Annotated in this window: 26 protein-coding genes and 3 tRNA genes; 18 read left to right on the top strand and 11 right to left on the bottom strand. The window is 58.5% G+C overall.

Annotated elements, in window-relative coordinates; all coding sequences use genetic code 11:
* Positions 1-2: 2 nt before the first annotated feature.
* Both tuf and ASC90_RS28590 read right to left on the bottom strand, forming a co-directional pair.
* Positions 3-1,178, bottom strand: coding sequence for an elongation factor Tu (gene tuf, locus ASC90_RS27565; protein WP_056547961.1), 1,176 nt, complete (start codon positions 1,176-1,178; stop codon positions 3-5).
* A gap of 32 nt (positions 1,179-1,210) precedes the next feature.
* Entirely contained in the window at positions 1,211-1,315 is a 105-nt protein-coding gene (locus ASC90_RS28590; protein ID WP_082520064.1) for a GTP-binding protein, read from the bottom strand.
* Between the two features lie 263 nt (positions 1,316-1,578).
* Between ASC90_RS28590 and ASC90_RS27560 the strand changes: the two genes are divergently transcribed.
* Positions 1,579-2,088, top strand: a complete 510-nt coding sequence (locus tag ASC90_RS27560; protein ID WP_056547958.1) for a hypothetical protein — start codon at positions 1,579-1,581, stop codon at positions 2,086-2,088.
* Positions 2,089-2,159: 71 nt separating this feature from the next.
* Here ASC90_RS27560 and ASC90_RS27555 read toward each other — a convergent pair.
* Positions 2,160-2,233, bottom strand: a tRNA-Gly gene (locus tag ASC90_RS27555).
* Between the two features lie 26 nt (positions 2,234-2,259).
* Positions 2,260-2,344: transfer RNA gene (locus tag ASC90_RS27550), tRNA-Tyr, on the bottom strand.
* Between the two features lie 205 nt (positions 2,345-2,549).
* Here ASC90_RS27550 and rlmB point away from each other — a divergent pair.
* Positions 2,550-3,440 (top strand): 23S rRNA (guanosine(2251)-2'-O)-methyltransferase RlmB, encoded by an 891-nt coding sequence (gene rlmB / locus ASC90_RS27545; RefSeq protein ID WP_056547955.1) that lies wholly within the window; start codon positions 2,550-2,552, stop codon positions 3,438-3,440.
* A 171-nt stretch (positions 3,441-3,611) separates the two neighbouring features.
* Positions 3,612-3,687: transfer RNA gene (locus ASC90_RS27540), tRNA-Thr, on the top strand.
* 862 nt (positions 3,688-4,549) lie between these two features.
* Here ASC90_RS27540 and ASC90_RS27535 read toward each other — a convergent pair.
* Together ASC90_RS27535 and ASC90_RS27525 are read right to left on the bottom strand one after the other, a co-directional pair.
* Positions 4,550-4,846, bottom strand: coding sequence for a DUF982 domain-containing protein (locus ASC90_RS27535; RefSeq protein ID WP_056547951.1), 297 nt, complete (start codon positions 4,844-4,846; stop codon positions 4,550-4,552).
* A gap of 676 nt (positions 4,847-5,522) precedes the next feature.
* Positions 5,523-5,774 carry a hypothetical protein gene (locus ASC90_RS27525; protein WP_056547944.1) on the bottom strand — a complete coding sequence of 84 codons (252 nt, stop codon included), beginning with the start codon at positions 5,772-5,774 and terminating at the stop codon, positions 5,523-5,525.
* Positions 5,775-6,093: 319 nt separating this feature from the next.
* Here ASC90_RS27525 and ASC90_RS27520 point away from each other — a divergent pair, with 319 nt between their 5' ends.
* Positions 6,094-6,867: an NAD kinase gene (locus ASC90_RS27520; protein WP_056547942.1), complete on the top strand. Its 774-nt coding sequence runs from the start codon at positions 6,094-6,096 to the stop codon at positions 6,865-6,867.
* A 4-nt stretch (positions 6,868-6,871) separates the two neighbouring features.
* Positions 6,872-7,393 (top strand): hypothetical protein, encoded by a 522-nt coding sequence (locus ASC90_RS27515; RefSeq protein WP_056547940.1) that lies wholly within the window; start codon positions 6,872-6,874, stop codon positions 7,391-7,393.
* Between the two features lie 55 nt (positions 7,394-7,448).
* Here the strand turns inward: ASC90_RS27515 and ASC90_RS27510 are convergent, their stop codons facing one another.
* Positions 7,449-8,081, bottom strand: a complete 633-nt coding sequence (locus ASC90_RS27510; RefSeq protein WP_056547938.1) for an outer membrane protein — start codon at positions 8,079-8,081, stop codon at positions 7,449-7,451.
* A gap of 363 nt (positions 8,082-8,444) precedes the next feature.
* Here ASC90_RS27510 and ASC90_RS27505 point away from each other — a divergent pair, with 363 nt between their 5' ends.
* From ASC90_RS27505 to ASC90_RS27485, 5 genes are all read left to right on the top strand, one after another.
* Entirely contained in the window at positions 8,445-9,212 is a 768-nt protein-coding gene (locus ASC90_RS27505) for an SDR family oxidoreductase (protein WP_056547937.1), read from the top strand.
* Positions 9,209-11,248 carry an excinuclease ABC subunit UvrC gene (gene uvrC, locus ASC90_RS27500; protein WP_056547934.1) on the top strand — a complete coding sequence of 680 codons (2,040 nt, stop codon included), beginning with the start codon at positions 9,209-9,211 and terminating at the stop codon, positions 11,246-11,248. Before ASC90_RS27505 ends, uvrC begins: the two co-directional genes overlap by 4 nt.
* Positions 11,249-11,357: 109 nt before the next feature.
* Entirely contained in the window at positions 11,358-11,948 is a 591-nt protein-coding gene (pgsA, locus tag ASC90_RS27495) for a CDP-diacylglycerol--glycerol-3-phosphate 3-phosphatidyltransferase (protein WP_056547932.1), read from the top strand.
* Positions 11,945-12,199 carry a molybdopterin converting factor subunit 1 gene (gene moaD, locus ASC90_RS27490; protein WP_056547929.1) on the top strand — a complete coding sequence of 85 codons (255 nt, stop codon included), beginning with the start codon at positions 11,945-11,947 and terminating at the stop codon, positions 12,197-12,199. The genes pgsA and moaD overlap by 4 nt, the downstream gene beginning before the upstream one ends.
* Position 12,200: 1 nt before the next feature.
* Positions 12,201-12,668: a molybdenum cofactor biosynthesis protein MoaE gene (locus ASC90_RS27485; protein WP_056547926.1), complete on the top strand. Its 468-nt coding sequence runs from the start codon at positions 12,201-12,203 to the stop codon at positions 12,666-12,668.
* Here ASC90_RS27485 and ASC90_RS27480 read toward each other — a convergent pair whose 3' ends face one another.
* Positions 12,669-13,565 carry a branched-chain amino acid ABC transporter permease gene (locus ASC90_RS27480; RefSeq protein WP_056547923.1) on the bottom strand — a complete coding sequence of 299 codons (897 nt, stop codon included), beginning with the start codon at positions 13,563-13,565 and terminating at the stop codon, positions 12,669-12,671. It abuts the gene before it with no gap.
* Between the two features lie 61 nt (positions 13,566-13,626).
* Between ASC90_RS27480 and ASC90_RS27475 the strand changes: the two genes are divergently transcribed.
* Together ASC90_RS27475 and ASC90_RS27470 are read left to right on the top strand one after the other, a co-directional pair.
* Positions 13,627-14,178, top strand: a complete 552-nt coding sequence (locus ASC90_RS27475) for a CGNR zinc finger domain-containing protein (RefSeq protein ID WP_056547920.1) — start codon at positions 13,627-13,629, stop codon at positions 14,176-14,178.
* Positions 14,175-14,678 carry a hypothetical protein gene (locus tag ASC90_RS27470; RefSeq protein ID WP_056547917.1) on the top strand — a complete coding sequence of 168 codons (504 nt, stop codon included), beginning with the start codon at positions 14,175-14,177 and terminating at the stop codon, positions 14,676-14,678. Before ASC90_RS27475 ends, ASC90_RS27470 begins: the two co-directional genes overlap by 4 nt.
* A gap of 62 nt (positions 14,679-14,740) precedes the next feature.
* On the opposite strand, the gene ndk is transcribed toward ASC90_RS27470, so the two are convergent.
* Positions 14,741-15,163 (bottom strand): nucleoside-diphosphate kinase, encoded by a 423-nt coding sequence (gene ndk, locus ASC90_RS27465; RefSeq protein WP_056547914.1) that lies wholly within the window; start codon positions 15,161-15,163, stop codon positions 14,741-14,743.
* A gap of 247 nt (positions 15,164-15,410) precedes the next feature.
* Here ndk and ASC90_RS27460 point away from each other — a divergent pair, with 247 nt between their 5' ends.
* The 6 genes from ASC90_RS27460 (at position 15,411) to ASC90_RS27435 (ending at position 21,633) form a co-directional block, all read left to right on the top strand.
* Positions 15,411-15,935: a DinB family protein gene (locus ASC90_RS27460; RefSeq protein ID WP_056547912.1), complete on the top strand. Its 525-nt coding sequence runs from the start codon at positions 15,411-15,413 to the stop codon at positions 15,933-15,935.
* Positions 15,936-16,060: 125 nt separating this feature from the next.
* Positions 16,061-17,116, top strand: coding sequence for a GGDEF domain-containing protein (locus ASC90_RS27455; RefSeq protein WP_056547909.1), 1,056 nt, complete (start codon positions 16,061-16,063; stop codon positions 17,114-17,116).
* A gap of 47 nt (positions 17,117-17,163) precedes the next feature.
* Entirely contained in the window at positions 17,164-19,047 is a 1,884-nt protein-coding gene (locus ASC90_RS27450; RefSeq protein WP_056547906.1) for an ABC-F family ATP-binding cassette domain-containing protein, read from the top strand.
* A 128-nt stretch (positions 19,048-19,175) separates the two neighbouring features.
* On the top strand, positions 19,176-20,006 hold the full coding sequence (locus tag ASC90_RS27445; protein WP_056547904.1) for a polysaccharide deacetylase family protein: 831 nt from the start codon (positions 19,176-19,178) through the stop codon (positions 20,004-20,006).
* 93 nt (positions 20,007-20,099) lie between these two features.
* Positions 20,100-21,026 (top strand): Gfo/Idh/MocA family oxidoreductase, encoded by a 927-nt coding sequence (locus ASC90_RS27440; protein ID WP_056547901.1) that lies wholly within the window; start codon positions 20,100-20,102, stop codon positions 21,024-21,026.
* A gap of 61 nt (positions 21,027-21,087) precedes the next feature.
* Entirely contained in the window at positions 21,088-21,633 is a 546-nt protein-coding gene (locus tag ASC90_RS27435) for a GrpB family protein (RefSeq protein WP_056547899.1), read from the top strand.
* Positions 21,634-21,639: 6 nt separating this feature from the next.
* On the opposite strand, the gene ASC90_RS27430 is transcribed toward ASC90_RS27435, so the two are convergent.
* Positions 21,640-22,089, bottom strand: coding sequence for a DNA polymerase III subunit chi (locus ASC90_RS27430; protein WP_056547895.1), 450 nt, complete (start codon positions 22,087-22,089; stop codon positions 21,640-21,642).
* Positions 22,086-23,579, bottom strand: coding sequence for a leucyl aminopeptidase (locus ASC90_RS27425; RefSeq protein ID WP_056548033.1), 1,494 nt, complete (start codon positions 23,577-23,579; stop codon positions 22,086-22,088). The genes ASC90_RS27430 and ASC90_RS27425 overlap by 4 nt, the downstream gene beginning before the upstream one ends.
* Between the last annotated feature and the right edge of the window lie 344 nt (positions 23,580-23,923).

Here is a 23,923-nt window from a genome sequence, read left to right as displayed (position 1 = left end):
GATTACTCGACGATGGAGGCGACGATGCCTGCGCCGACGGTACGGCCGCCTTCGCGGATAGCGAAGCGCAGCTTTTCTTCCATCGCGATCGGAACGATCAGTTCAACGGCAACGGTGACGTTGTCGCCTGGCATAACCATTTCCGTGCCTTCCGGAAGCGAAACGATACCGGTCACGTCAGTCGTACGGAAGTAGAACTGCGGACGGTAGTTCGTGAAGAACGGCGTATGACGGCCGCCTTCTTCCTTCGTCAGGATGTAGGCTTCAGCCATGAACTTCTTGTGCGGCTTGACMGARCCCGGCTTGCACAGGATCTGACCACGCTCGACGCCGTCACGGTTCACACCGCGAACCAGAGCGCCGATGTTGTCGCCGGCCTGGCCCTGATCGAGCAGCTTGCGGAACATTTCAACGCCGGTAACCGTCGTCTTCGAGGTGGCGCGGATGCCGACGATTTCGACTTCTTCGCCAACCTTGACGATGCCACGCTCGACGCGGCCGGTCACAACCGTACCACGGCCAGAGATCGAGAACACGTCTTCGATCGGCATCAGGAACGGCTGGTCGATCGGACGCTCAGGCGTCGGGATGTAAGCGTCGACAGCTGCCATCAGTTCGCGAACAGCATCTTCGCCGATGGTCTTGTTCGAGTCTTCCAGAGCAGCCAGAGCCGAGCCCTTGATCACAGGAACTTCGTCGCCCGGGAAGTCGTAGGACGACAGAAGTTCGCGAACTTCCAGCTCGACGAGCTCGAGGAGCTCGGCGTCGTCAACCTGGTCGACCTTGTTGAGGAACACGACCAGAGCCGGAACGCCAACCTGACGGGCAAGCAGGATGTGCTCGCGGGTCTGCGGCATCGGGCCGTCGGCAGCCGAGCAAACCAGGATCGCGCCGTCCATCTGCGCCGCACCGGTGATCATGTTCTTGACGTAGTCGGCGTGGCCGGGGCAGTCAACGTGAGCATAGTGACGAGCCGGCGTCTCGTATTCGACGTGCGCCGTCGAAATGGTGATGCCGCGAGCCTTTTCTTCCGGCGCAGCGTCGATCTGGTCGTACGCCTTGTACTCGCCGAAGTACTTCGTGATCGCTGCCGTCAGAGACGTCTTGCCGTGGTCAACGTGGCCGATCGTGCCGATGTTAACGTGCGGCTTGTTGCGCTCAAACTTACTCTTTGCCATTTNACGTGACCGAGCAATGGAACGAGATCGACCTACTTCGTGATCGCTGCCGTCAGAGACGTCTTGCCGTGGTCAACGTGGCCGATCGTGCCGATGTTAACGTGCGGCTTGTTGCGCTCAAACTTACTCTTTGCCATTTGAATGCTTCCTGTGAACGAAATGGATGACCCCGGCGAACCGGTTTAGTGCCGCCGTTTAAGGCTTTCGGCGGAATTGCGCAAGACCTAATTGCGGGCGGTATTCCTGGCTCGTGAAGGCATATGGGACGAGACCTCCGATTGGCAATATCCACCCCGGATGGCAAGATAGGCATGTTCCCGAACAACGAGCACAACCGCTTGAGTATATGATAATACTTTGCATGAGACGCTCTGCTGAGAGACTATTGGGGGACAAGACAATGGAAACGAAGGAAATGGCAAAACGCTCCGCAGCAAACTTCCTGATTTTCGCCGCCTGCGCATTCGTATTGTGGATACTGGCCGCGACCATCGACTGGATTGCCCAGGTCGTGCGCCTGTCGACGCCAGAACGCCTTCCCGCTCTTGCTACCTCGATCGTCAGTTCATCAACATTGCAGGCTATCGTCGCCATCTGGCTTTTGACCGCCGCGGTTGCGATCGCATTTCCGAAGATGCTCACGCCCCTCTCGACCACCACGACACTGATGTTCGATGTCGGGTACGGTATTCTCGGCGCCCTCACCGGCTTCGGGATCGCCATCGGTCTTTTCGGAGGGGGCTGGTCGATCCTGCTGCGCGCCGCGATCTACAGTGCCATCATCGCGATCGGCTTCCTGGCGGTGCGAAAGTGGCTTTCTAAGGAAGAGCTCAACACCTATGGGCGAACAAGATGGACAGTTGCCGGCATCATCGCGCTTGCCTCGCCTTTCGTCTTGCTGTGGGGCTGATACGGAACGTTCAACAAAAGCCGGTGGCACTGATTAGCCATCAGTTCGCAGATTTCAATGGGAGAGGAACTTGGAGCGGGTAGCGGGAATCGAACCCGCGTATTCAGCTTGGAAGGCTGCTGCTCTACCATTGAGCTATACCCGCGGGGTGGTATCCGATCCAATGACGAATGGTGGAGAGAGTTGGATTTGAACCAACGTAGGCTGAGCCAACGGATTTACAGTCCGTCCCCTTTAACCACTCGGGCATCTCTCCAGTTTTTCGTCCGGATCGCGAGACCAAGCTCGTCAGACTTTCGAAGCGTCGCCGCCCCTCGGTCTGCGCCGCGTATATGACCGGACGATTTCCTCATGTCAACACGATGACGTCGGAAAAAATGTGAAAAACTTCACGGCTGGCGGAAAGGTCCGCTGCTTAAAGAAATCCTATACGGAAAGAAGCGCCCCGGCTATAAAGCCGCATGAGCAAAGACAATAAAACCGGCGGCAAGCCCGCAGAAGACAAGTCCGCCAAGGACACGCATTACGCAACGCTGCGCCGGGCGCATCGCGACAACAAGCGTGAACGTGGCGAAATACCAACCCCAGCACCGCAAAAGCGCCGCCGCGCCGCCGATGATTGGAAACCGCCCAACCTCGCCCCCGATCAGGTCTATCTCTACGGACTGCACACGGTTCGGGCAGCGATCGACAACAAAGAGCGGAAGAGCATCAAACTGTCGGTGACGCAGAATGCGCTGGCACGCCTGGAAGTCGATGCCGAAGCCCTCGGCATTCCTGTCGAGATCGTGACGCCGCAGGATATAGACAAGGTGCTCGGTCCCGAGGCAATCCATCAAGGCGTGATGCTGGAAACGCGCCCCCTGCCGGTGCGCCGCCTGGAGGCACTGAAGAACAGTCCGCTGATGCTTGTCCTGGATCAGGTTACCGACCCGCACAACGTCGGCGCCATCATGCGCTCGGCCGTCGCGTTCGGCGCAGGCGCCGTCATCACTACGCAGCGCCACAGCCCGACGGAATCAGGCGTGCTGGCCAAGTCGGCCTCAGGCGCGCTGGAACTTATTCCCTATATACAGATCACCAACCTAGCAGATGCACTCGGCGAACTGCAAAAGCTCGGCTTCTTCACCATCGGCCTGGATTCGGAAGGCCCGGCACCTCTCGAGAGCACCTTCTCGGGGCATAAGGTAGCGCTGGTACTCGGTTCCGAGGGCAAGGGTCTGCGCCAGAAGACGCGCGAGACGGTTAACGCGCTCGCAAGGCTGGACATGCCGGGCGAGATCAAGTCCCTCAATGTGTCGAATGCAGCCGCAATCGCCATGTATGCGGCGCGACAGCATCTGAAAGGTTAAGGCTGTCGCAGGAAAGGCGCGTGGCGCTCATCTGCGGCCAGTATGCGACGAGCGCGCATGGTGCTTGTTTGTCGCTCACACTGGACCGACGCGATCAATTCTGGTGTCGAATTCAACGCCGCGCGGATTTTTTCTTTACAGCGCGACAAAATCTGCTACTTGGCACGCATTGCCCTTGTAGCTCAGTTGGTAGAGCACCTGATTTGTAATCAGGGGGTCACGAGTTCGAACCTTGTCGGGGGCACCATTTTTCCATAGCGAAATCAAGCGCTTATTGATCAACCCGCCCTAGTTGGCGGTTTTTTCATTTTGCGGCTCGTTTTAGCTAGTTCCTTGATTTGCAGGCGTCCCCTTCGGCAATCCGCGAATCCATGCAACATGCACGGCTCGAAGCCGGGACAAACGCGCCCGCGATGAAATCTCGGCAGCGGCGAAGCACACTGGCTCGGCTTTTCTCCCACATCGCCCACTTGCGATTGCCGATAGTTTGAGGGACAATCCTCACTCTGGCCATTGGGGCCTGTGCAGTCTCCCACGATAGGACAAAGCGATGCCTCGCAAATATGTTTTGGCCGCCATCGCAATGGCAGTTTTCGCTCTTTCAGGATGCTCTACCACTGGCGGAGCAGGCAATACAACCTACGCAACCCCTGCCGGAATCGGCCCGGTCCGCGGCGACGGTGACAACTTCTACTAGCCCAGTGTCGGGGAGAAGCCCTGCGAACGGGTGCTTTTCCCGAAGACCAACCAGGATGTCCGCTGCCTGTAGAGCCAGGCATACATCCCAGAGGACATCTGAGGTACTCGGTAACGCCGTTTAAGCCAGCAAGTCGCCAAGCGCGGCGGTGATCGACCTGTGCTGACATCACGCTTGACCGATTCCTTCAAAGAGCTACATTCAACCCATCATGTTTCTGACGGCTGACCACGGATGTACTGGCAGTTGTTATCGAGACAGATCGAGGAAGGTCGGCGCCGAGGGAGGTGTCGGCCTTTTTCCTTTGCGCACTTGCGACGCAGCGTATGAACTGGTTACCGTCGCAAACAAAGGGCCGGACGCGGCTTCTTTTCACCTCGACCCGGCACTCCCTTCGTTTCAGCAGTTTTGTCTAGCTGGCCTTCCTGATACCTGCCGTATCGTCGGGGAAAATAGGTATGCCGGCCGCGTGAGCCGCCTCCACGAAGGCAGCCCGAGCCGTGCTCGCGTCGACATACGATTCCATGGCTTCCAGTGCCGTGACCAAGGCTCGATGAAACGCTGCCGATGACTTGCCCGCTTGCGGCCAGTCCTCGCCCAAGAGAAGCGCCGCCAGATCGTCGACTGAGTGAGCCTCACGACACCTTCTTGCACCAACAAATTCAACATGAAGCGGCAGGATCGGAACTGGCGTACGAGCGTTTTCCATGGAATTACGTCTCCACACAGAATACAGATGAACCAACGACTGAGTGATTCGTTCCACGTTATATCAATGAGTTGATTATCCGCCCCAAGCAGCCCGTCCCGACGAAGGATGGCCTGCACCGTGCTTCTCTGGTTTAGACCTTGCCGACCAGCGCATCAGCAGACGCTTTGTTGCCCCATAGGGATCGCGCACTATATCAACCTCATGAGAGAACAGAAAATAGGCCTAAAAGGCACCGAAAAGTTGGATCGTACCACTCAGGCAGCGCATGATCTGATCAAAGCACATCACAAGGCGAGAGACGCCAAAACAACTCGACTTCGCGAGTTAAGACTCGCCAGGGAGGCCGAAGAGGCAAAGAGCGTCCCTACTACAAAGAGGCGCGTTCCCAAAAAAAATGAGAAGCAGTAATTGCGGCGCGCATACGACAATCCGCTAAGCAGCGCCGTCAATGCGCCGTCAGCGTGCTTAAATCGACGATGGCCAGAGAGGGGACACCTTGGGTACGGATCTGGCAGTCCTGATCGGCTCCAATAATTGCCGTGCACGAAGGACTGCCGAACAGTTCCGCCCTGAATAAAACTACCGCAGCATTGTGGACATCCTACTCTCAGATACAAATAAGCCACCTCTTCAATAAAGCAGAGGTGGCTTGCTTGCGCTTTGGTTCTAGCGCCTATCGGCAAACGGTCCGATATTTCGTAATCTCGTGGTTATGGCTGCGGACCTGATAAGGTTCCTTCCAGCACCGATCATAACGAACCCGGTGGTGATGGTCGTTGCGATAATTGTCGGCTCGATGGTAGTTGGGATAATTGCTTCGACCCTGTTCGCCGATACGAATGGTGAGGCTGTCAGCATAGGACGGCGCGGTGGTTGCGACGATTGATGATACGGCAATTGCTGCAGCGACGATGAGTCTCTTCATTGCATTCTCCATTGATTTCAGAGACATAAACACCCGAACGGCAAGATGGTTTCATGCAATCGTTGCGGAAACACTTCAAGTTCGGCGAGACCCCAGCCCCCGGACTATTGTGCTTGGCGCTGCTTCCTCGCCGCGTTGCTACCTGTTCCCGAAAAACCCGCGTCGCATCGGAAGCACAGGTTTATTCGCACGCAGCCCGGCCACCATCAAACCAACGTTGCGTAGGCCAAACGCCACCGGCGAACGGCTGATGCCTTAAAATGCCTTGTCGTGCGAACCTGTTATCATTTAGCTAGACGGGCATCATAAAGGGCATTGCATGAGCCTCACCTTTCAGACGTTTTGTTTCCTTGCCTCCCCGGCCACAGAGGCGCTCGCAGCACGAGACGAGCTGATTCGCATATACGGCAATGTTCCGACCGAAGAGGCGGATGTGATCGTGGCGCTCGGTGGCGATGGTTTCATGCTGCAGACCTTGCACGGCCGGATGAATTCGGGAAAACTGGTCTACGGCATGAACCGTGGATCCATCGGTTTCCTGATGAATGACTATCGAACGGATGGCCTGCGGGAGCGGATCAATGCCGCGGTGGAGAATACGTTTCGGCCGCTGCTGATGACAACGGCGAACGCCGACGGAACGAATTCGACCGCGCTTGCAATCAACGAGGTTTCACTGTTTCGCCAGTCCTATCAGGCCGCAAAGCTGCGGGTCGAGGTCGACGGGGTGGTGCGGCTCGAAGAGCTTATCTGCGATGGCCTGATGGTCGCGACGCCCGCCGGTTCGACCGCCTATAATCTTTCGGCGCACGGCCCTATCCTGCCGCTTGACGCCCCGCTGCTTGCGATGACCCCGGTTAGCGCATTCAGGCCGCGCCGCTGGCGCGGGGCGCTGCTGCCGAACAAGGTGACTGTCGATATCCATATCCTCGAGGACGAGAAACGGCCGGTCAACGCGGTTGCCGACAACACCGAGATCAAGTCGGTGCTGCACATCCGCATCGCCCAATCCGAGGATATGACGGCGCGGATACTCTCAGACCCCGATCGATCGTGGTCAGACCGCATCCTTGCCGAACAGTTCGAGGATTGAGGCCATGGGTGTGCAAAGACTGACAATCTGCGCGCTTGTGTTGGCAGGTTGGCCGATCAGTCCGTTTGCGGCGGACGCCAGGGACCCCATCCTGCCCGCCTCCATCACCTTTGCCACGAGTACAGGCTATTGGGAGGACGATGGCAGCGCTCCGGTTGTAGCTTACACCCACGCTGACACCTCCACACCAGCAGCGATAGCGACTGACACGGACAAGAAATCGCGCCACGGTTATTATAAGCTTTTCGCCGTCCGCCAAGCCGATCGGACCGCGAAGATCTACCTCCAGCAGATTGCGCAGAGCGAAGACGGGCCAAGCATCGTATCGACGGTGGAACTGCAGGAACTGAACGACCTCAGACCCTACGTGACCGACATCCGTCCGGAGAAGTCGAGCGGCCTGCTGAAGGAGCCCGGCCTGTTCGCAATGGTCCACCTGAAGACAGATCCCGATGCGGAGGCCGAAAGCTGGACGGTCATTATCGACGAGTTCGGCGAAGTGACCGTCGGCAAGGCCAGCAACTAGTACGAACAAAAAAGCCGGGCGCTTGGCCCAGCTTCTTCTTGGTTCGAGAAACGGCTTAGAACTTCATGCCGATGCCAACCTTGACGCTGTTTTCGTCATAGCCGCGCGAGATGTTTGCGCCACCGATGTTGAAATCGTTGTTGGCATAGTTGGTGTAGCGGTATTCAACACGAGCAGTGATGTTGTTCGTGATGAAGGTTTCCGCACCAGCGCCAACCGTGTAACCAAGCGCGGTATCGGTGTCAGAGCCAGCAGCATTGCTGAACTTGTTCTTGGTTGCTGCAAGACCAGCAGTGCCGTAGAGCAGGAACGGGTTCAGGTCGTAACCGACGCGGCCGCGAACCGAGCCATTGACTTCGTTCTTGCCCTGGCCGTTGCCAGCAGCGCCGTCAGCACCTGAATAGCCGATATCGGCTTCAACGCCGTACACGATCTGGCCCTGCTGCCAGTTGTAGCCGCTGTAGATCTGACCACCGAGCGCACGAGCGTTGTACTTGTTGCCGAAACCGCCCAGGTTGTAGGTGCCGGCACCGCCGAGGTAGAAGCCCTGCCAGTTGGCTGCCGGAGCCGGCTCGTTCTGAGCAATCGGAGCTTCCGGAATCTGGTCAACGGCGTCTGCTGCGAGCGCAGCGGAAAAGCCACCAAGTGCAACGGTCGAAACCAACAGGCTAGCAATAAAAGTACGCATACTCGTCTCCTTATCAAACCCGCGCCCTTCGCCAAACTGTTTCGCAGCGAAGCATTCGCGAGCAATTACGTATGTCCCTTCGGATCGAGGCGGAAACTGATGCCCAATTGAGGATTTGAAAGAGCCAAATTGTGATTTGATTATGGCTTACGGGTGGCTGAAATTCGATGTTGCTTTGCAGCAACAAACTATTTGTTAACCATAACGAATGGTTAAATCAGCAATACTTAATTTATGGAAACATCTTCTTAAATAATACGCACAACATCCCATCCCTCTCCTCAATCGCTGCGCCTATTTATAAGGTCGGCGCACACGCCTATATATGCAGCGCATAGATTCCCGCGATGAAGAGGCACCATTTTGAACGGCACAAGACTTCGAACGGCATTGGTCACCGGCGCGGCTAAAAGAATAGGCAGGGCGATAGTCGAAGATCTTGCCGTCAATGGGTTTTCGGTCGCGATCCACGCCAGCCGCTCTATCGAGGCGGCGGAAAATTTCGCGGCGGAATTGCGGCGGAACGGGTTCCGAGCTGTCGCCGTTCAAGCTGACCTTGAGAAATTTGACGAGACCGGCGAACTGATGCGAAAGGCTTCCGAGGCGATCGGCCCGATCGATCTTCTCGTCAACAATGCCTCGGTTTTCCACGAGGATTCCATTCATCAGATCGATGCCAAGGCGTGGGACGAGCATTTTGCAATCCATGTCCGCGCGCCCTCGATTCTGTCGGCGGACTTTGCCGAGCAACTGCCGCAGGAGATGGATGGACTGGTAGTCAACGTCATCGACCAGCGCGTCTGGGCGCTGCGGCCTAGCTTCTATTCCTATACCTTGTCGAAATCGGCCTTGTGGACGGCGACGCAGACCATGGCGCAGGCGCTTGCGCCCCGCGTCCGCGTCAACGCCATCGGTCCCGGCCCCTCGATGCCAAGCGAACGGCAGTCGCAGGAAGACTTCCAAGCGCAGGTTTCAGCGCTTATTCTCAAGCGGGGGCCGAAACTCGAGGAATTCGGCAAAACGATTCGCTTCCTGTACGAAACGCCCTCGATTACCGGCCAAATGATTGCCCTCGACGGCGGCCAGCACCTTGCCTGGCAGACGCCCGACGTGGCGGAGATTACAGAATGAATTCAAGGAAGCTGCCGGACGGCGGCGTTCTTTACGACGAGACCGAAGATACCGACGACGACATCGAAGTGGACAGCGAAGCCTCCGCTGCGCCGCTTTCGGCTGCAATCGACTGGAACGAAGGCGGCGTCAACGAGACCGGGTTGATCGGCGCCGAACTGATTGCCGAATTCGTCAAGCGGCTGCCGAACAGCCCTGGTGTCTATCGCATGTTCAACGAGGCGGGTGACGTACTTTATGTCGGCAAGGCGCGCAGCTTGAAGAAGCGCGTCGGCAACTATGCGATGGGCCGTGTCCACTCCAATCGTATCGCCCAGATGGTGCGCCAGACGGCGCATATGGAGTTCGTCACGACGCGGACCGAGATCGAAGCGCTGTTGTTGGAAGCCAACCTCATCAAGCGGTTGCGGCCGCGCTTTAATGTTCTGCTGCGCGACGACAAGTCCTTTCCCTATATCCTGATCAGCGGCGATCACCGGGCGTCCGCCATATTGAAGCATCGCGGCGCGCGTGCGCGCAAGGGGGACTATTTCGGTCCCTTCGCTTCGGCGGGCGCGGTCGGTCGCACTATCAACTCGTTGCAACGAGCGTTTCTCATCCGGACATGCACGGACAGCGTCTTCGAAACGCGCACACGTCCGTGTCTGCTCTACCAGATCAAGCGCTGTTCGGCGCCGTGCACGCATGAAATCAGCGATGCTGGTTATGGCGAACTGGTGCAGGAGGCCAAGGACTTCCTCTCCGGCAAGAGCCAGAAGGTGAAGGCACACATGGCCGAAGCGATGAACCAGGCGGCAGAGGATCTCGATTTCGAGCAGGCCGCCGTCTATCGCGACCGCCTCGCCTCGCTGTCGCACGTCTCCAGCCATCAGGGCATTAACCCCGCCGGCGTCGATGAGGCCGACGTGTTTGCGATCCATCACGAGGGTGGCATCTCCTGCATTCAGGTGTTCTTCTTCCGCACAGGGCAGAACTGGGGCAACCGCGCCTATTTCCCGAAGGCCGATCCGCAACTGACCGGCGCCGAGGTGCTTAGCGCCTTCCTGGCGCAATTCTACGACGACAAGCCGGTGCCAAAGCAGATCCTGCTTTCAGAAACGTTGGACGAGATGGAACTGCTTTCCGCCGCACTGGCAGAGAAGGCCGGGCACAAGGTCTCCATTCTCGTGCCGCAACGCGGTGAAAAGCGCGATCTCGTGGACCATGTCGTAGGCAACGCGCGCGAAGCCCATGGACGCAAGCTCGCGGAGACGGCGTCCCAGTCCCGCCTGCTTGAAGGCTTCAAGGAGACGTTCAAGCTTTCATATCTGCCGCAGCGGGTCGAGATCTATGACAACTCTCATATCATGGGCACGAATGCGGTCGGCGGTATGGTTGTCGCGGGGCCAGAGGGCTTCGTGAAGAACCAGTACCGCAAGTTCAACATCAAATCGACCGACATCACCCCCGGCGACGACTTCGGTATGATGCGCGAAGTCATGACCCGCAGGTTCTCACGGCTGATGAAGGAGGAGGGCATTCCGGATCGCAGCCAGACGGTGTCGCCGGCTGACGCTGCCGATATGCCCTTCCCTGCCTGGCCTGACGTCATTTTGATCGATGGCGGCCAGGGACAGATGACGGCAGTTCGGGGGATTCTGGACGACCTCGGCATTACCGACAGTGTCATTGCAATCGGCGTTGCGAAGGGCGTCGATCGCGATGCCGGGCGCGAGCGTTTCTTTCTGCCAGGGGGTGAGAGCTTCACCCTGCCGCCCCGCGATCCGGTGCTCTATTTCACCCAGCGCATGCGCGACGAAGCGCACCGGTTTGCCATCGGCTCGCATCGCGCGCGGCGCAAGAAAGAAATGATCAAGAACCCGCTCGACGAGATCGGTGGAATCGGACCTTCCCGCAAACGGGCATTGCTGCAGCACTTCGGGACGGCAAAGGCCGTGTCCCGCGCCGCGCTTTCGGATCTGATGGCCGTCGAGGGGATTTCGGAAACGGTGGCCAAGCAGGTTTACAATCATTTTCACGACGACGCCGCGAAATAAGTGGTGGTGGTCGCAAATTCCACGCAAAGGCAGCGAAAAAACAGAAAGAATGTTGACGCTTCGCAGTCAAAGCCGTCATCTACGGGCGCATCAATTCAGAGAACAGTTCATGGCATCGCGCGCATATAACATCCCAAATCTGTTGACCTATGGCCGCATTCTCGCAGTGCCGCTCATCGTGCTTTGCTTTTTCCTCGAAGGAAAGCTCGCGATCAGCAACACCGCCCGATGGGTTGCGTTGTGGATCTTCATCATCGCGTCGCTCACGGACTTTCTCGACGGCTACCTCGCGCGCATCTGGAACCAGACGTCCAACATCGGCCGCATGCTCGACCCGATCGCCGACAAGCTGCTTGTCGCCTCGATCCTGTTGCTGGTCGCCGCCGACCAGACGATTGCGGGCTGGTCAATCTGGGCAGCAATTACCATCTTGTGCCGCGAAATCCTGGTGTCCGGCCTTCGCGAATATCTGGCGGCGTTGAAGGTCAGTGTACCGGTAACCCGGATCGCCAAGTGGAAGACGACGGTGCAGCTTGTCGCCATCGCGTTTCTTCTCGCCGGCCCCGCTGGTGACGAAGTATTCCCTTATACGACAATGACCGGCATCGGCCTTCTGTGGATCGCCGCCATTTTGACGATCTATACCGGCTACGACTATTTCCGAGCCGGCATCAAGCACATCGTGGATAACGAAGAATGACCAAGCTTGTCTATTTTGCCTGGGTACGCGAAAGGATCGGCAAGGGCGAGGAAGAAATCGCCCTGCCCTCATCCGTCGTCACTGTTTCCGATCTTCTGAGTCATTTGAAGACGCTAGGCGAAGAATATGAGACAGCGCTTCAGTTTCCCGACGTGATCCGCGTTGCGCTCGATCAGGAACATGTCGAGCACGACGAACCGATCGGCGGCGCGCGGGAGATCGGCATTTTTCCGCCGATGACCGGAGGCTGACGTGACCGGCGAGGTCATCCCTCTTGCGCGCGTACAGCGCGAGGATTTCGACCTTCAGGGCGAAGTCAGGCGGCTGAGCAGTGAGACACGGGGTGTCGGTGCGATCGTCACGTTTTCGGGCCTCTGCCGCGACGAAGGTGGCACTCTGGCAGCACTCGAACTCGAGCACTATCCAGGCATGGCCGAAGCGGAGATGACGCGGATCACGAAGCTCGCGATCAAGCGCTTTGACCTGTTGGGGCTGACGGCGATTCATCGCTTTGGAAAAATCGCCGCGGGCGAAAATATCGTCCTCGTCGTCGCTGCCGCACCGCATCGCCAGGCTGCCTTTGACGGCGCCAACTTCGTGATGGACTTCCTGAAGACCTCCGCGCCGTTCTGGAAAAAAGAACACCGCAAAGACGGTCCCGCCAGCGAGTGGATCACGGCCAAGGATGCCGACGATACGGCTCGGGACAAATGGAAGTGATCACGGAATGACGCGCTCTCGTCGGCTGAGCACAAGGAGCAGAACGAGCAGCGAAAACACGACCAGATCGCGCCAGAGAAATGGACCGTAGGCCGTCCACAGGGTTTCGATCAAACCAAGACCGGCTGCACCACCGGCTGATTTCAGCGGGTCCGAATAGCCGCCCACGGCTGCCACCAACACCACCTTGAGCCCGAACATCAGGCCCGCACCAAAATCCATCGTGCCGTAATAGGCGGTCGACAGGATGCCGCAAAGCGTCGCCATCAGCACGGCAGCGGCATAGGCGACTAGAAAGACGCGGTTGGCGCTGGTGCCGCAGAGTTCCGCCGCAAGTGGATCGTCGGTGACGGCGCGCCAGATGCGACCCCACGACGTGCGCTTCATGATGAACACACCAATCGCAATGAACGAGCACATCAAGGCACTGTTGACGAGCTGAATCTGGGTCAGCACCACATCGAAAGTGCCGCTGCGCCAGAACGTCACGCCACCGTTCAGAAATGGAGACAGCCAGAGGCTTCTGGTGTTCGACGCCAGCCGCGCGGCCTCCATCAGCACGATCGTAATGCCCAGGGCGGCGACGATGACGGTGTGGGACGACTGGCGGACGAGCGGCAGCATGATCGAACGACCGATCCACATACCTGCCGTCATCGAATAGGCCAGAGAGGCCACCACCCCAAGCGCCAGAGCGGCCGGCAGGACCAGCCAAAGCCTGCTGTATGCGAAGTCCGTGAAGAGCAGCAGCATCTGGCCTGAAAAGGCGAAGATTGCACCATAAGTTATATCGGCCCGCTTGGTGACGCCAAAGGCGACCGAATAGCCAAAGGCGAGCGCGGCATAAAGCGTGGCCAGCGGTATAGCATTCGCCAATTGCTGGAGCAGATAGGCCATCAACAACTCCCATCTGCAAAATCATAACTGGCAAAATCATTTTTACCAGTTATATTTTGCCATGAGCTTTTCCTGGACTCCCCATCGTTTTTCAGGCGGCGCACTGGCGCTGGATGTCGCCAACAGCGTTATCCTCCGGCATGATCACGCTCGCCGTGTCGACCGCTTTGATGTCGAGACGCAATTGGCGGCTTTTCCTGATGCAGCAGTGCAATTCTGCGCCGAGCGGGCGATCTTCGGGGAAGTTGCGCCGCTAGCGCCGACGGACAAGGATGAATTCATCCGCCTGCGCGAGGCGACCGATCGTTACTTCCGAAGTCGGGTATTGACCGGTAGCGACAACCTGCTCCTCGCCGAACTTCTCGAGGCGATAGCGCGGGTGCTGCGCAGTGGATCAAATCCCGACTCTCTGGGCAAGGCGACCGCACATTCTGCGTTGCGACTGGTCGCGATGCCCGAGCCCGAGCGGATGAAGATATGCGGAAACTGCGGCTGGCTGTTCCTTGACCGCAGCAAGAACAAGAGCCGCACATGGTGCGACATGGCCGTCTGCGGCAACCGCGCCAAGGCGAACCGGCACTATCGCCGCAGGAAAGAGGAGGAAACGCCATGAAGGCGTTATTGATCGTCACGCTCATGATCGCCACCTTGCTGGCAGGGTGCCAGCGGGAGAGTGACAAGTTCGTCGAACTCAGCGGACGCGTCTTCGTCTTCAACTACCGCGTGGCCGTCGCGACCTATATGGTGACGCTGAACAGGAAGACGACAATTCCGGAGGGAACGGTGGCCATCGCCGAATTCGAGGACCCGGCAGGCGGCGAGCCGCTGGTGATCAACGAGAGGATCTTTCCGTTTTGGGACAGGATCACACTCCAGAGCCCCGCCGTGCATTGCGTCAAGAAGGACAAGCCCTATGCGGTCAATGTCCGGTTGGTCGATGCGAGCGGGAAGACGCTGCAGAGTCTGAAGACGGAGGTTATTTCCAGCCTCGACCAATCAGTAATGCCGGGCAAACCGCTGGTGGTTGGGCCGCTCTATACGAAAAACCCGGAGGTGTTCAAACCGGATGGCACGGTGGATTATGACTCCGCCGGCACCTGCCCCTCGACATGAAAAAAGCCAGAGCGATGCCCCGGCTTTACAGTCGCTTCGATGCCTTCAGCGCAATCGCTGAATCAGCCAACGATCTCGGTGTCGGAGAACCAGTACTTGATTTCCTGGGCAGCGGTCTCAGGAGCATCCGAGCCATGAACCGAGTTCTCGCCGATCGACAGGGCATGAACCTTGCGGATCGTGCCTTCATCAGCGTTTGCCGGGTTGGTCGCACCCATGATTTCGCGGTTCTTCAAGATGGCGCCTTCGCCTTCGAGAACCTGAACGATGGTCGGGCCCGACGTCATGCCCTCAACGAGTTCGCCGAAGAAAGGGCGTTCCTTGTGAACAGCGTAGAAGCCTTCTGCTTCGCGCTTGCTCATCCAGACGCGCTTGGAGGCGACGACGCGCAGGCCGGCGTTTTCGAGCATCATGGTGATGGCGCCCGTCAGGTTGCGGTTCGTTGCATCGGGCTTGATCATCGAGAAGGTGCGTTCAATCGCCATTGTGAAAAATCCTCTGTTATCGGGGAAAAGTGGGCGGTCTTTACCCGCCCGATGGCCTGAAAACAAGGGGGCAGCGGTAATTTCACGTGGCTGTCACGAGACGAGTGGGGTCGCTGCGCACTTTGAAAGGACGGCCGCTGCACAGGATGACACGGTCACTGCCCCATCATGAATTTTCATGGCTTCATCAGCACCAAATTGTTAAAAGCCGCTAATATCGTTGACAAACATGAACATGGGGGGCCGCATGCTGCAGCAATATGAGATGTTCTCGAACTACAACCGCTGGGCAAACGACCTCGTTTACAGCGCCGCATCGGAGCTGACGGATGCCGAGTTCCGCGATGACAAGGGCGCCTTCTTCGGCTCCCTGCACCGCACGTTGAACCACCTGATCACAGCCGATCGCATATGGATGAAACGCTTCACTGGCACCGGTGAAGCCCCCGCCGCGCTCGACAGCTTGCTGTACGACGATTTTGCCTCACTTTCTGCCGCGAGGCATAGGGAGGATCAACGCATAATCGACTGGGTGACAGAGCTTGACGACCGTTCGCTTGCCGCGGATTTCACCTATACCCCAATCACCCGACCGGTCGAGATCACCCAGCCGCTTTGGACGGCCCTCTCCCACTTCTTCAACCACCAGACGCACCATCGCGGCCAATGCCACATGACCTTGACCGCACTCGGAAAACCGAGCCTCGGCCTGGATCTGGGCTACTTCTTGCGCCAGGATGGCAAGAGGTGGCTCCAATCAAGCTCGCATTAACCGCGTTCTCGGATCGACGTGGCTCCCGCCGTCAAATCATGTGCGAATTCAAGCTATCTTAAACCCTCGGGTGCATAGCGGATAAGACGCAAGGCCGGACAGGGCCAGTTAGCGAGGGAGCCGTCATGCGAAATGCAGCATCGAGTGCACAGGTGCAACGCGAAGCCCCGAAGCCAGCAGTGGCGACGGCGACTGATCTTCAGCGCGTCGGCCAGCATATGACGCGGCTCGCCATCGCCGGCCTGCCGCGCAACTACGAACTGCTGCATGACGCAATCATTGGGCAGAATGCGGCACTGGCCCAAGACATTGCTGCCCTTGGACCAAGCCCGAAACAACCGGCGCTCGATGAGCTCGGCCTTAAATATCGCCTCCTCGGTCATTGCGGTCTGGTCGGCGAGTCGTCACAGGCCGAGATGGGGCGGATGTTGCACGACATGGCGAGTCATCTTTCCGACAGCCTTCGTCGGAAACAGTCGTTTGTGCGCGCCGCGGAAGCTGTGCTGCAGTCGATCGCCGCGAATCCGGAGCAAAGCCTCGCATCATTCATGAACGAGATGGATTTCCTGTCGACATCACTGGGCGGTGTGTTGACCACCGAGATGGAACTCGAGGCGAAGCTTCGCGGCGACATCGAAAAGCTGGAAGCACTTGAACGGGGCGTTACTGCGGCGCAATCAGCCTCCTCGACCGACAAGCTGACGGGTCTTGCCAACCGCGTTGCCCTCAACAAGGCAATGCTCGACCTCTATGAGCGTGAGGACGGCGCGTCGGGAAGCGCACTTATCATGGTCGACATAGATGACTTCAAGGCGCTCAACGCCCGGTACGGGGTGCAAACCGGAAGCAGGCTGTTGAAGAAGCTTGCCGACCTGTTTCGCAAGTCGATCAAGAAACACGACTTCGTGGCTCGTACGGACGGCGACGAGTTCGCGTTCCTGTTTGCCAACGTCGGCAAGCAAGAGGCAATGGCGATCGCCGACCGGCTGCGCGCGTCCGTCGAGGAGAGCATCGTCTTCCCGGCGACCGATACGACGTCGGCGGCAAGGCTCACGATCTCCGTCGGGATTGCCTTGAGCGCGGAAGCGGTAACTGCATCGCAACTGCAGGCGAACGCGCGTATCGCGCTGCATACCGCCCAATCGAACCGTCGCCAACCGGTGCAGGCCTTCGGACGTTGAACGACAGGCCCTTGCGCTGATCGCGGCTTTCGGCCAAAACGCCGCGCATGATCACGATTACCGACGTATCCGCACGCATTGCCGGCCGCCTGCTTCTCGACCACGCCAGTGTTTCGCTGCCTGCGGGCACGAAGGCCGGCCTGGTCGGCCGCAACGGTGCTGGCAAATCCACGCTCTTTCGCATCATAACCGGCGACCTCGGGTCTGAAACGGGCTCGATATCGATTCCGAAGAATACGCGGATCGGCCAGGTGGCGCAGGAAGCGCCCGGGACGGAGGATGCTCTGATCGAGATCGTGCTTGCGGCCGACAAGGAACGCGCTGCGCTCGTTGCAGAAGCGGAAACCGCCATCGATGCACATCGGATCGCGGACATCCAGATGCGCCTCGTCGATATCGATGCGCATTCCGCCGAAGCACGCGCAGCAAGCATTCTTGCCGGGTTGGGCTTCGACCAGGATGCACAGTCGCGTCCCGCCTCTTCTTTTTCGGGCGGCTGGCGGATGCGCGTGGCGCTGGCAGCGGTACTCTTTTCCGAGCCGGACCTGTTGCTGCTCGACGAGCCGACGAACTACCTCGATCTCGAAGGCACCCTGTGGCTCGAGGATTACATCCGCCGTTACCCGCACACGGTCATCATCATCAGCCACGACCGTGATCTGCTCAACAACGCGGTCAACTCGATCATTCATCTCGACCAGAAGAAGCTGACGTTCTATCGCGGCGGCTACGACCAGTTCGAGCGCCAGAAGGCAGAGGCCGACGAACTGCAAACCAAAGCGAAGGCGAAGAGCGACGCCGCACGCAAGCATCTGCAGGGCTTCATCGACCGGTTCAAGGCCAAAGCCTCCAAGGCCCGCCAGGCCCAGAGCCGAGTGAAGGCACTGGAGCGCATGGGCACTGTCTCGGCGGTCATCGAAGATCACGTTCAGCCGATCAATTTTCCCGAGCCCGAGAAGCAACCCGCCTCGCCGATCGTCGCTATCAACGGCGGCGCCGTAGGTTACGAATCCGGCAACCCGATCCTGCGAAACCTCAATCTGCGCATCGACAATGACGATCGCATCGCGCTGCTGGGCTCGAACGGCAACGGCAAATCAACCTTTGCGAAATTCATCTCCGGCCGCCTCAAGGCCGACGCAGGCGAGGTCAAGATCGCACCCAGCCTGAAGATCGGCTTCTTCGCGCAGCACCAGCTCGACGACCTTATCCCCGACCAATCGGCAGTCGAGCACGTGCGACGCCTCATGCCGGAAGCACCGGAAGCGAAAGTACGCGCCCGTGTCGCCCAGATGGGCCTCGCAACCGAGAAGATGGCGACGGCCGCGAAGGATCTTTCGGGCGGAGAGAAGGCCCGGCTGCTGATGGGGCTTGCGGCCTTTCATGCGCCCAACCTCCTGATCCTCGACGAGCCGACCAACCACCTGGACATCGACAGCCGGCGTGCGCTGATCGAAGCGCTCAACGACTACGAAGGCGCCGTCATCCTGATCTCGCACGACCGACATCTGATCGAAGCAACGGTCGATCGGCTCTGGCTCGTCAACAAAGGCACTGTGACGACCTTCGAAGGCGACATGGACGAGTACCGCGATATCGTCGTCGCATCCGGTAAAAAAAAAGAAGAAAAGCCGCAGCTGAATGAAGACGGTGCGTCGAAGGCCGACCAACGCAAGATGAACGCCGACAGGCGCGCGTCGCTGGCTCCGTTGAAGAAAAAGATCAATGAAATCGAATCCTTGACCGGCAAGCTGGAGAAACTGATTCAGACGCTTGACGCAGAACTTGCGGATCCCGTGCTCTACGAGAAGGCACCGGCGAAAGCTTCCGAAAAAGCCAAGCAGCGTGGCGAGGCGGCAGCAAAGCTCTCAGCAGCAGAGGAGCAATGGCTGGAGCTCTCCTCGCAATACGAAGAGGCCATGGCAGGATAGCCACAGTGTTGCGCGAAGCGCCGTCGCGAGGGATTCTCATTCAGCATTCTCCGACCTCAGAAACCGATCGTTAACCATAATCCGAAAGGTTGTCTCAACACTCATTACTGATTTGTTGAGCACCTTTCATGCATCGTTTCGCGATTTACTCCGGTCTGATCCTCTGCGCCGCCGTCGCCGGCTGCCAGACGACAAGGCAACCCGCTCCCGACAAGACGATCAAGACCTCGTCGATTATCTCCCCAGAAGGCAATCAGGTCACGACAGACGGCGACGGTACAGCGGCGCTTCCCCGGGCTGACGTCAAGCGTCACCTGGTCGGTCGAACGCTGACCGTTTCCTCGCTTCATGAATTGCGGTTGGCGGACAAGGAGGTCATCCTGAGCTTCGACGACGGCCCGATCCCCGGCCGCACCGATCGCGTGCTGGCGACACTCGATCAGTTTGGTGTCAAGGGCGCCTTCATGATGGTCGGCGAGATGGCCGCGCTGCATCCGGCACTTGCCCGCAAGGTGGCTTTGGACGGCAACGCCATCGGCAGTCACACCTACAAGCACGACGATCTGGCAACTCTGACATTCGACGCTGCCATGGCAGAGGTGACACGCGGCGCGGCAGCAGTCACGAAGGCAACCGGTGTCGACGTCAATTTCTTTCGCTTCCCGTATCTCGCCGACAGCCACAGGCTGCGCGCCGCCGTAGCCATGCGCGACATGGTCATCATGGACGTCGACGTCGACAGCAAGGACTACTCCAACACCACCCCCGCAGCCGTGACCAAGCGGACTATGGACCTTCTTCACAAGCGCGGCCGCGGCATCATCCTCATGCATGACATCCATAACCGGACCGCGACGATGTTGCCGACGCTCCTTTCAAGGCTGGAGGCCGAGGGTTATAAGGTCGTCACGCTGAAATTCAGGAAAGCTGCTGCGTCGGCTGAAATGGCTTCACTGTAATCCATGCCCGACTTGCCCAGCAGGTTCTTTCTGATAAAACAGCCGCACAATAAGTCATACTTTTGAGCGAAACACCGAACGCGAGCAACCAGCATGTCCCCCATCAACCTCGCCATCGTCGGCGTCGGCAAGATCGTCCGCGACCAACACCTCCCCTCCATCGCGAAGAACCCGGATTTCAACTTGATCGCAACGGCAAGCCGTCACGGCACCGTCGAGGGAATCCAGAGCTTCACCACAATCGAGGCGATGCTCGATACCGTGCCTGAGATCAATGCTGTCTCACTCTGCATGCCGCCGCAGTATCGCTATGACGCTGCTTACAAGGCGCTGTCGGCCGGCAAGCATGTCTTTCTCGAAAAGCCTCCGGGCGCGACACTGAGCGAAGTGGCCGATCTCGAAGGCCTCGCCGCAAGCAAAGGTGTCTCGCTTTTTGCCAGCTGGCATTCGCGCTACGCTGCCGCTGTCGAGGCCGCCAGGTCTTTCCTCGCGTCGACGACCATCAATAGCGTGCATGTCATCTGGAAGGAAGACGTTCGCCATTGGCATCCGAATCAGGACTGGATCTGGCAGGCGGGCGGTCTTGGCGTCTTCGATCCGGGCATCAACGCGCTGTCCATCGTCACGCATATCCTGCCGAAGGCGATCTTCCTCACCAGCGCCACCCTGGAGTTTCCGGAGAACCGCGACGCCCCGATCGCAGCCGACCTGCATTTTAAGAACGCGGATAACGTACCGGCGCGCGCCGAGTTCGACTGGCGGCAAACGGGCAAGCAGAGCTGGGACATTATCGCAGAAACAGCAGCCGGCCAGATGGTCCTTGCCGAAGGCGGCTCGAAGCTCTCGGTGAACGGCGAACTCAAGTTCTCCGCTCCGGAAGAGGAATATCCTTCCCTCTACCGGCGTTTCGCGGAAATCATCAAGGAGGGCAAATCGGACGTCGATGTTGCACCTCTCCGGCATGTCGCGGATGCCTTCATGCTCGGCAAGCGCAAATTCGTGGAAGCGTTTCACGACTGATACGAAAACGCCGAACCTCATGATACTGTGAAGCACTCACGGTTTTTCGCGGAGGTTCGGCATGCGGGATGACGCCTCTTTCGGGTTGGGCTTGAAGAACAACGCAGTTTCGCTCGCGGAGCCCAATCCCCTGTGGCAGGAGGCCTACACTCGAGAGGCGAAGGCAATACGGCAAGCGTTGGGCGATAAAGCGATCGACATACAGCACGTCGGCAGCACTGCCATACCCGGTATCAAGGCAAAGCCCATCATCGACATACTTGTCGGGATCGAACGCTTTGACGACGGCCCGGAGTGCATCAGCGTGATGGAAGAAATCGGCTACGACTATGCCGGCAGCGACATCGTCCCGGACGACCATATTTTCGGCAGAGGCATCGAGGGCGAGAGCCGCACACACTTGGTCCATATCGTGGAACATCTCGGCCATAACTGGAACAGGATGATCGCTTTTCGGGATGTCCTTCGCGGCGACGCCGAGCTTGCCGGTGCCTATGAGCAATTGAAGGTCGAATTGGCCGGCGAGCATGCGGAAAGCCGCGCGACGTATACCGGTGCGAAAAAGGACTTCATCGGAAAAGTCCTGATGGATGTCGGCCTGAGCTGAGCAGGCTCAGGCTTTCTTCTCCCACCGCCCTTCGGGCGTTTGCTGCCAATAGGTGAGGCTGTGGCCCTCGCCTTTCAGCTTCTTCCACTGGACGCGCGCTCCCTCGAGCTGCTCCTGATCGTAACCGTCGAACATGAAAACGATCCGCTGATAGGCATCGACGGCCGGCGGCTCCGCGCCGTCGACTATGAAACGAACCGTCGCAGCATTGGCGTTTTCGCCCGATAGCGTCAGTAGAACGGGTTGATTGTCGGCGTTGCCGCCTTCATCCGTTCCGTGCGGCAAAAAGCTGTCCTCCCGAAAAGTCCACAGGTGCGCGTCAATCTCATCGCGGCGCGCTTTCTCCTTCAGCTGCACGGCGACGCGCCAGCCGCGCTCGACGCTCTTGTCGAGCAGCGGCGGCAGCGCGTCCTGCAGCTTCGATTCCGTGAGATGATAGAAAAGGACTTCCGTCATGATTCGTAGTTGGCGCGCACGAGTTCGTCGAGCAGACGCACGCCGAAGCCCGATCCCCACGACTGGTTGATTTCATCCAGCGGCGAGCCCATCGCGGTGCCCGCTATATCGAGATGAGCCCATGGCGTTTCCTGTACGAATCGCTTGAGGAAATGCGCGGCGGTAATCGAACCGGCGTGACGTCCGCCGGTATTTTTCATGTCCGCGAACTTGCTGTCGATCATCTTGTCGTATTCCTTGCCGAGCGGCATGCGCCAGAGTTTCTCCCGGGTGGCAAGCCCGGCGGTCGTCAGCTGCTCGGAAAGCTGGTCGTCGTTGGAAAAAAGGCCAGCCTGAACATTGCCGAGCGCGACGAGAATAGCGCCCGTCAAAGTAGCAAGATTGACCATGAATTTAGGCTTGAATCGATCATTGCAATACCAGAGCGCATCGCAGAGAACGAGCCGTCCTTCCGCGTCGGTATTGATGATTTCAATGGTCTGACCCGACATCGACGTGACGATATCGCCGGGGCGCTGAGCATTGCCGTCGGGCATGTTCTCGACAAGCCCGATGATGCCGACTGCGTTCACCGCAGCCTTGCGCGCTGCAAGGACATGCATGAGCCCGGTGACTGCCGCCGCGCCACCCATGTCGCCTTTCATATCCTCCATTCCGGCGGCCGGCTTGATCGAGATGCCGCCGGTGTCGAAGACGACGCCTTTGCCGATGAAGGCAACCGGGCTTTCGCCGCTCTTACCGCCATTCCACTGCATGATAGCCATCCGCGGCGGACGCACCGAGCCTTGCGCAACGCCGAGAAGCGCACCCATGCCCAGCTTTTGCATTTCCTTCTCGGTCAGAATTTCGACGTCGACGCCCAGTTTCGTCAGTTCGCTCGCCTTTGCCGCGAACTCAACGGGACCCAGGACGTTCGGCGGCTCGTTCACGAGATCGCGCGCCAGGCTAACGCCCTCGGCCACGGCCTGGGAGACCCTGAAAGCCTTGACGGCTTCCGATGCCTTGGCCGAAACGATGTTGACCTTTACCGGGCCCTTCCGTCCGTTGCCATCATCGTCTTTCTTCTTCGTCTTGTAGGTATCGAAAGCATATTCCCGCAGAAGCATGCCAAGCGCAAAGTCGGCCACTTCCTTTCCGCCGACTCTTACACCCGGTGCATCGACGAAAATGGTGACCTTGGACGTATTCTTGATCTTCGAGGCGGCCACACCGCCCGCCTTCAACCAGTCGTGCGGCATCAACTCGTCGGCCTTGCCAAGCCCGACGACGAAAATGCGCTCTGCAGTCGAGCCTTCCGGCGCAACGATATCCAGAGTCGTCAGAGGCTTGTTGGAAAAGCCCGCGATTCTTGCGGCCTTGGCAATCACGCCGGCGGGATCAACGCCTTCTGCCCCAGCGGCAAGATCGGCGTCACCGGACTTCAGCAGGATGGCGTAACCGTCCGTAATATCGGCGGATTTTTCAAATGAAATGGCGAACTTGGCTGACATGATTTCTCCAGTGGATTCTTCTAAATCCTTGTTGCTGATCATTTCGGTTTTCACCTCCGAAGACAAGCCTTCCGCAGTTGCTCCGTCGCAATCGTCCGACCGTCGGTTTCTACGTTATCTTCGGCGGATATTTCCCGTTCTCCGATCAAGTCCATAGCGTCGCACATTGATTTCGGCATCGACCGTGTTGTGACCTACGGGTTTAGCGTCTGCCATGCGACCTGCATTCGGCGCACACTATCTATCGGACGTACGGCCGCGGATTGCTATTCTCTCTGGTTGTTTTCGTCGGGCTACCTGCTCTCACAGATTCGCCACAGGGTGAAAAAAAATCGGAAATTTGA

This window comes from Rhizobium sp. Root1220 (assembly GCF_001426265.1).
Taxonomy (GTDB): Bacteria; Pseudomonadota; Alphaproteobacteria; order Rhizobiales; family Rhizobiaceae; genus Rhizobium.
This window is presented reverse-complemented; position numbering and strand designations above follow the sequence as displayed.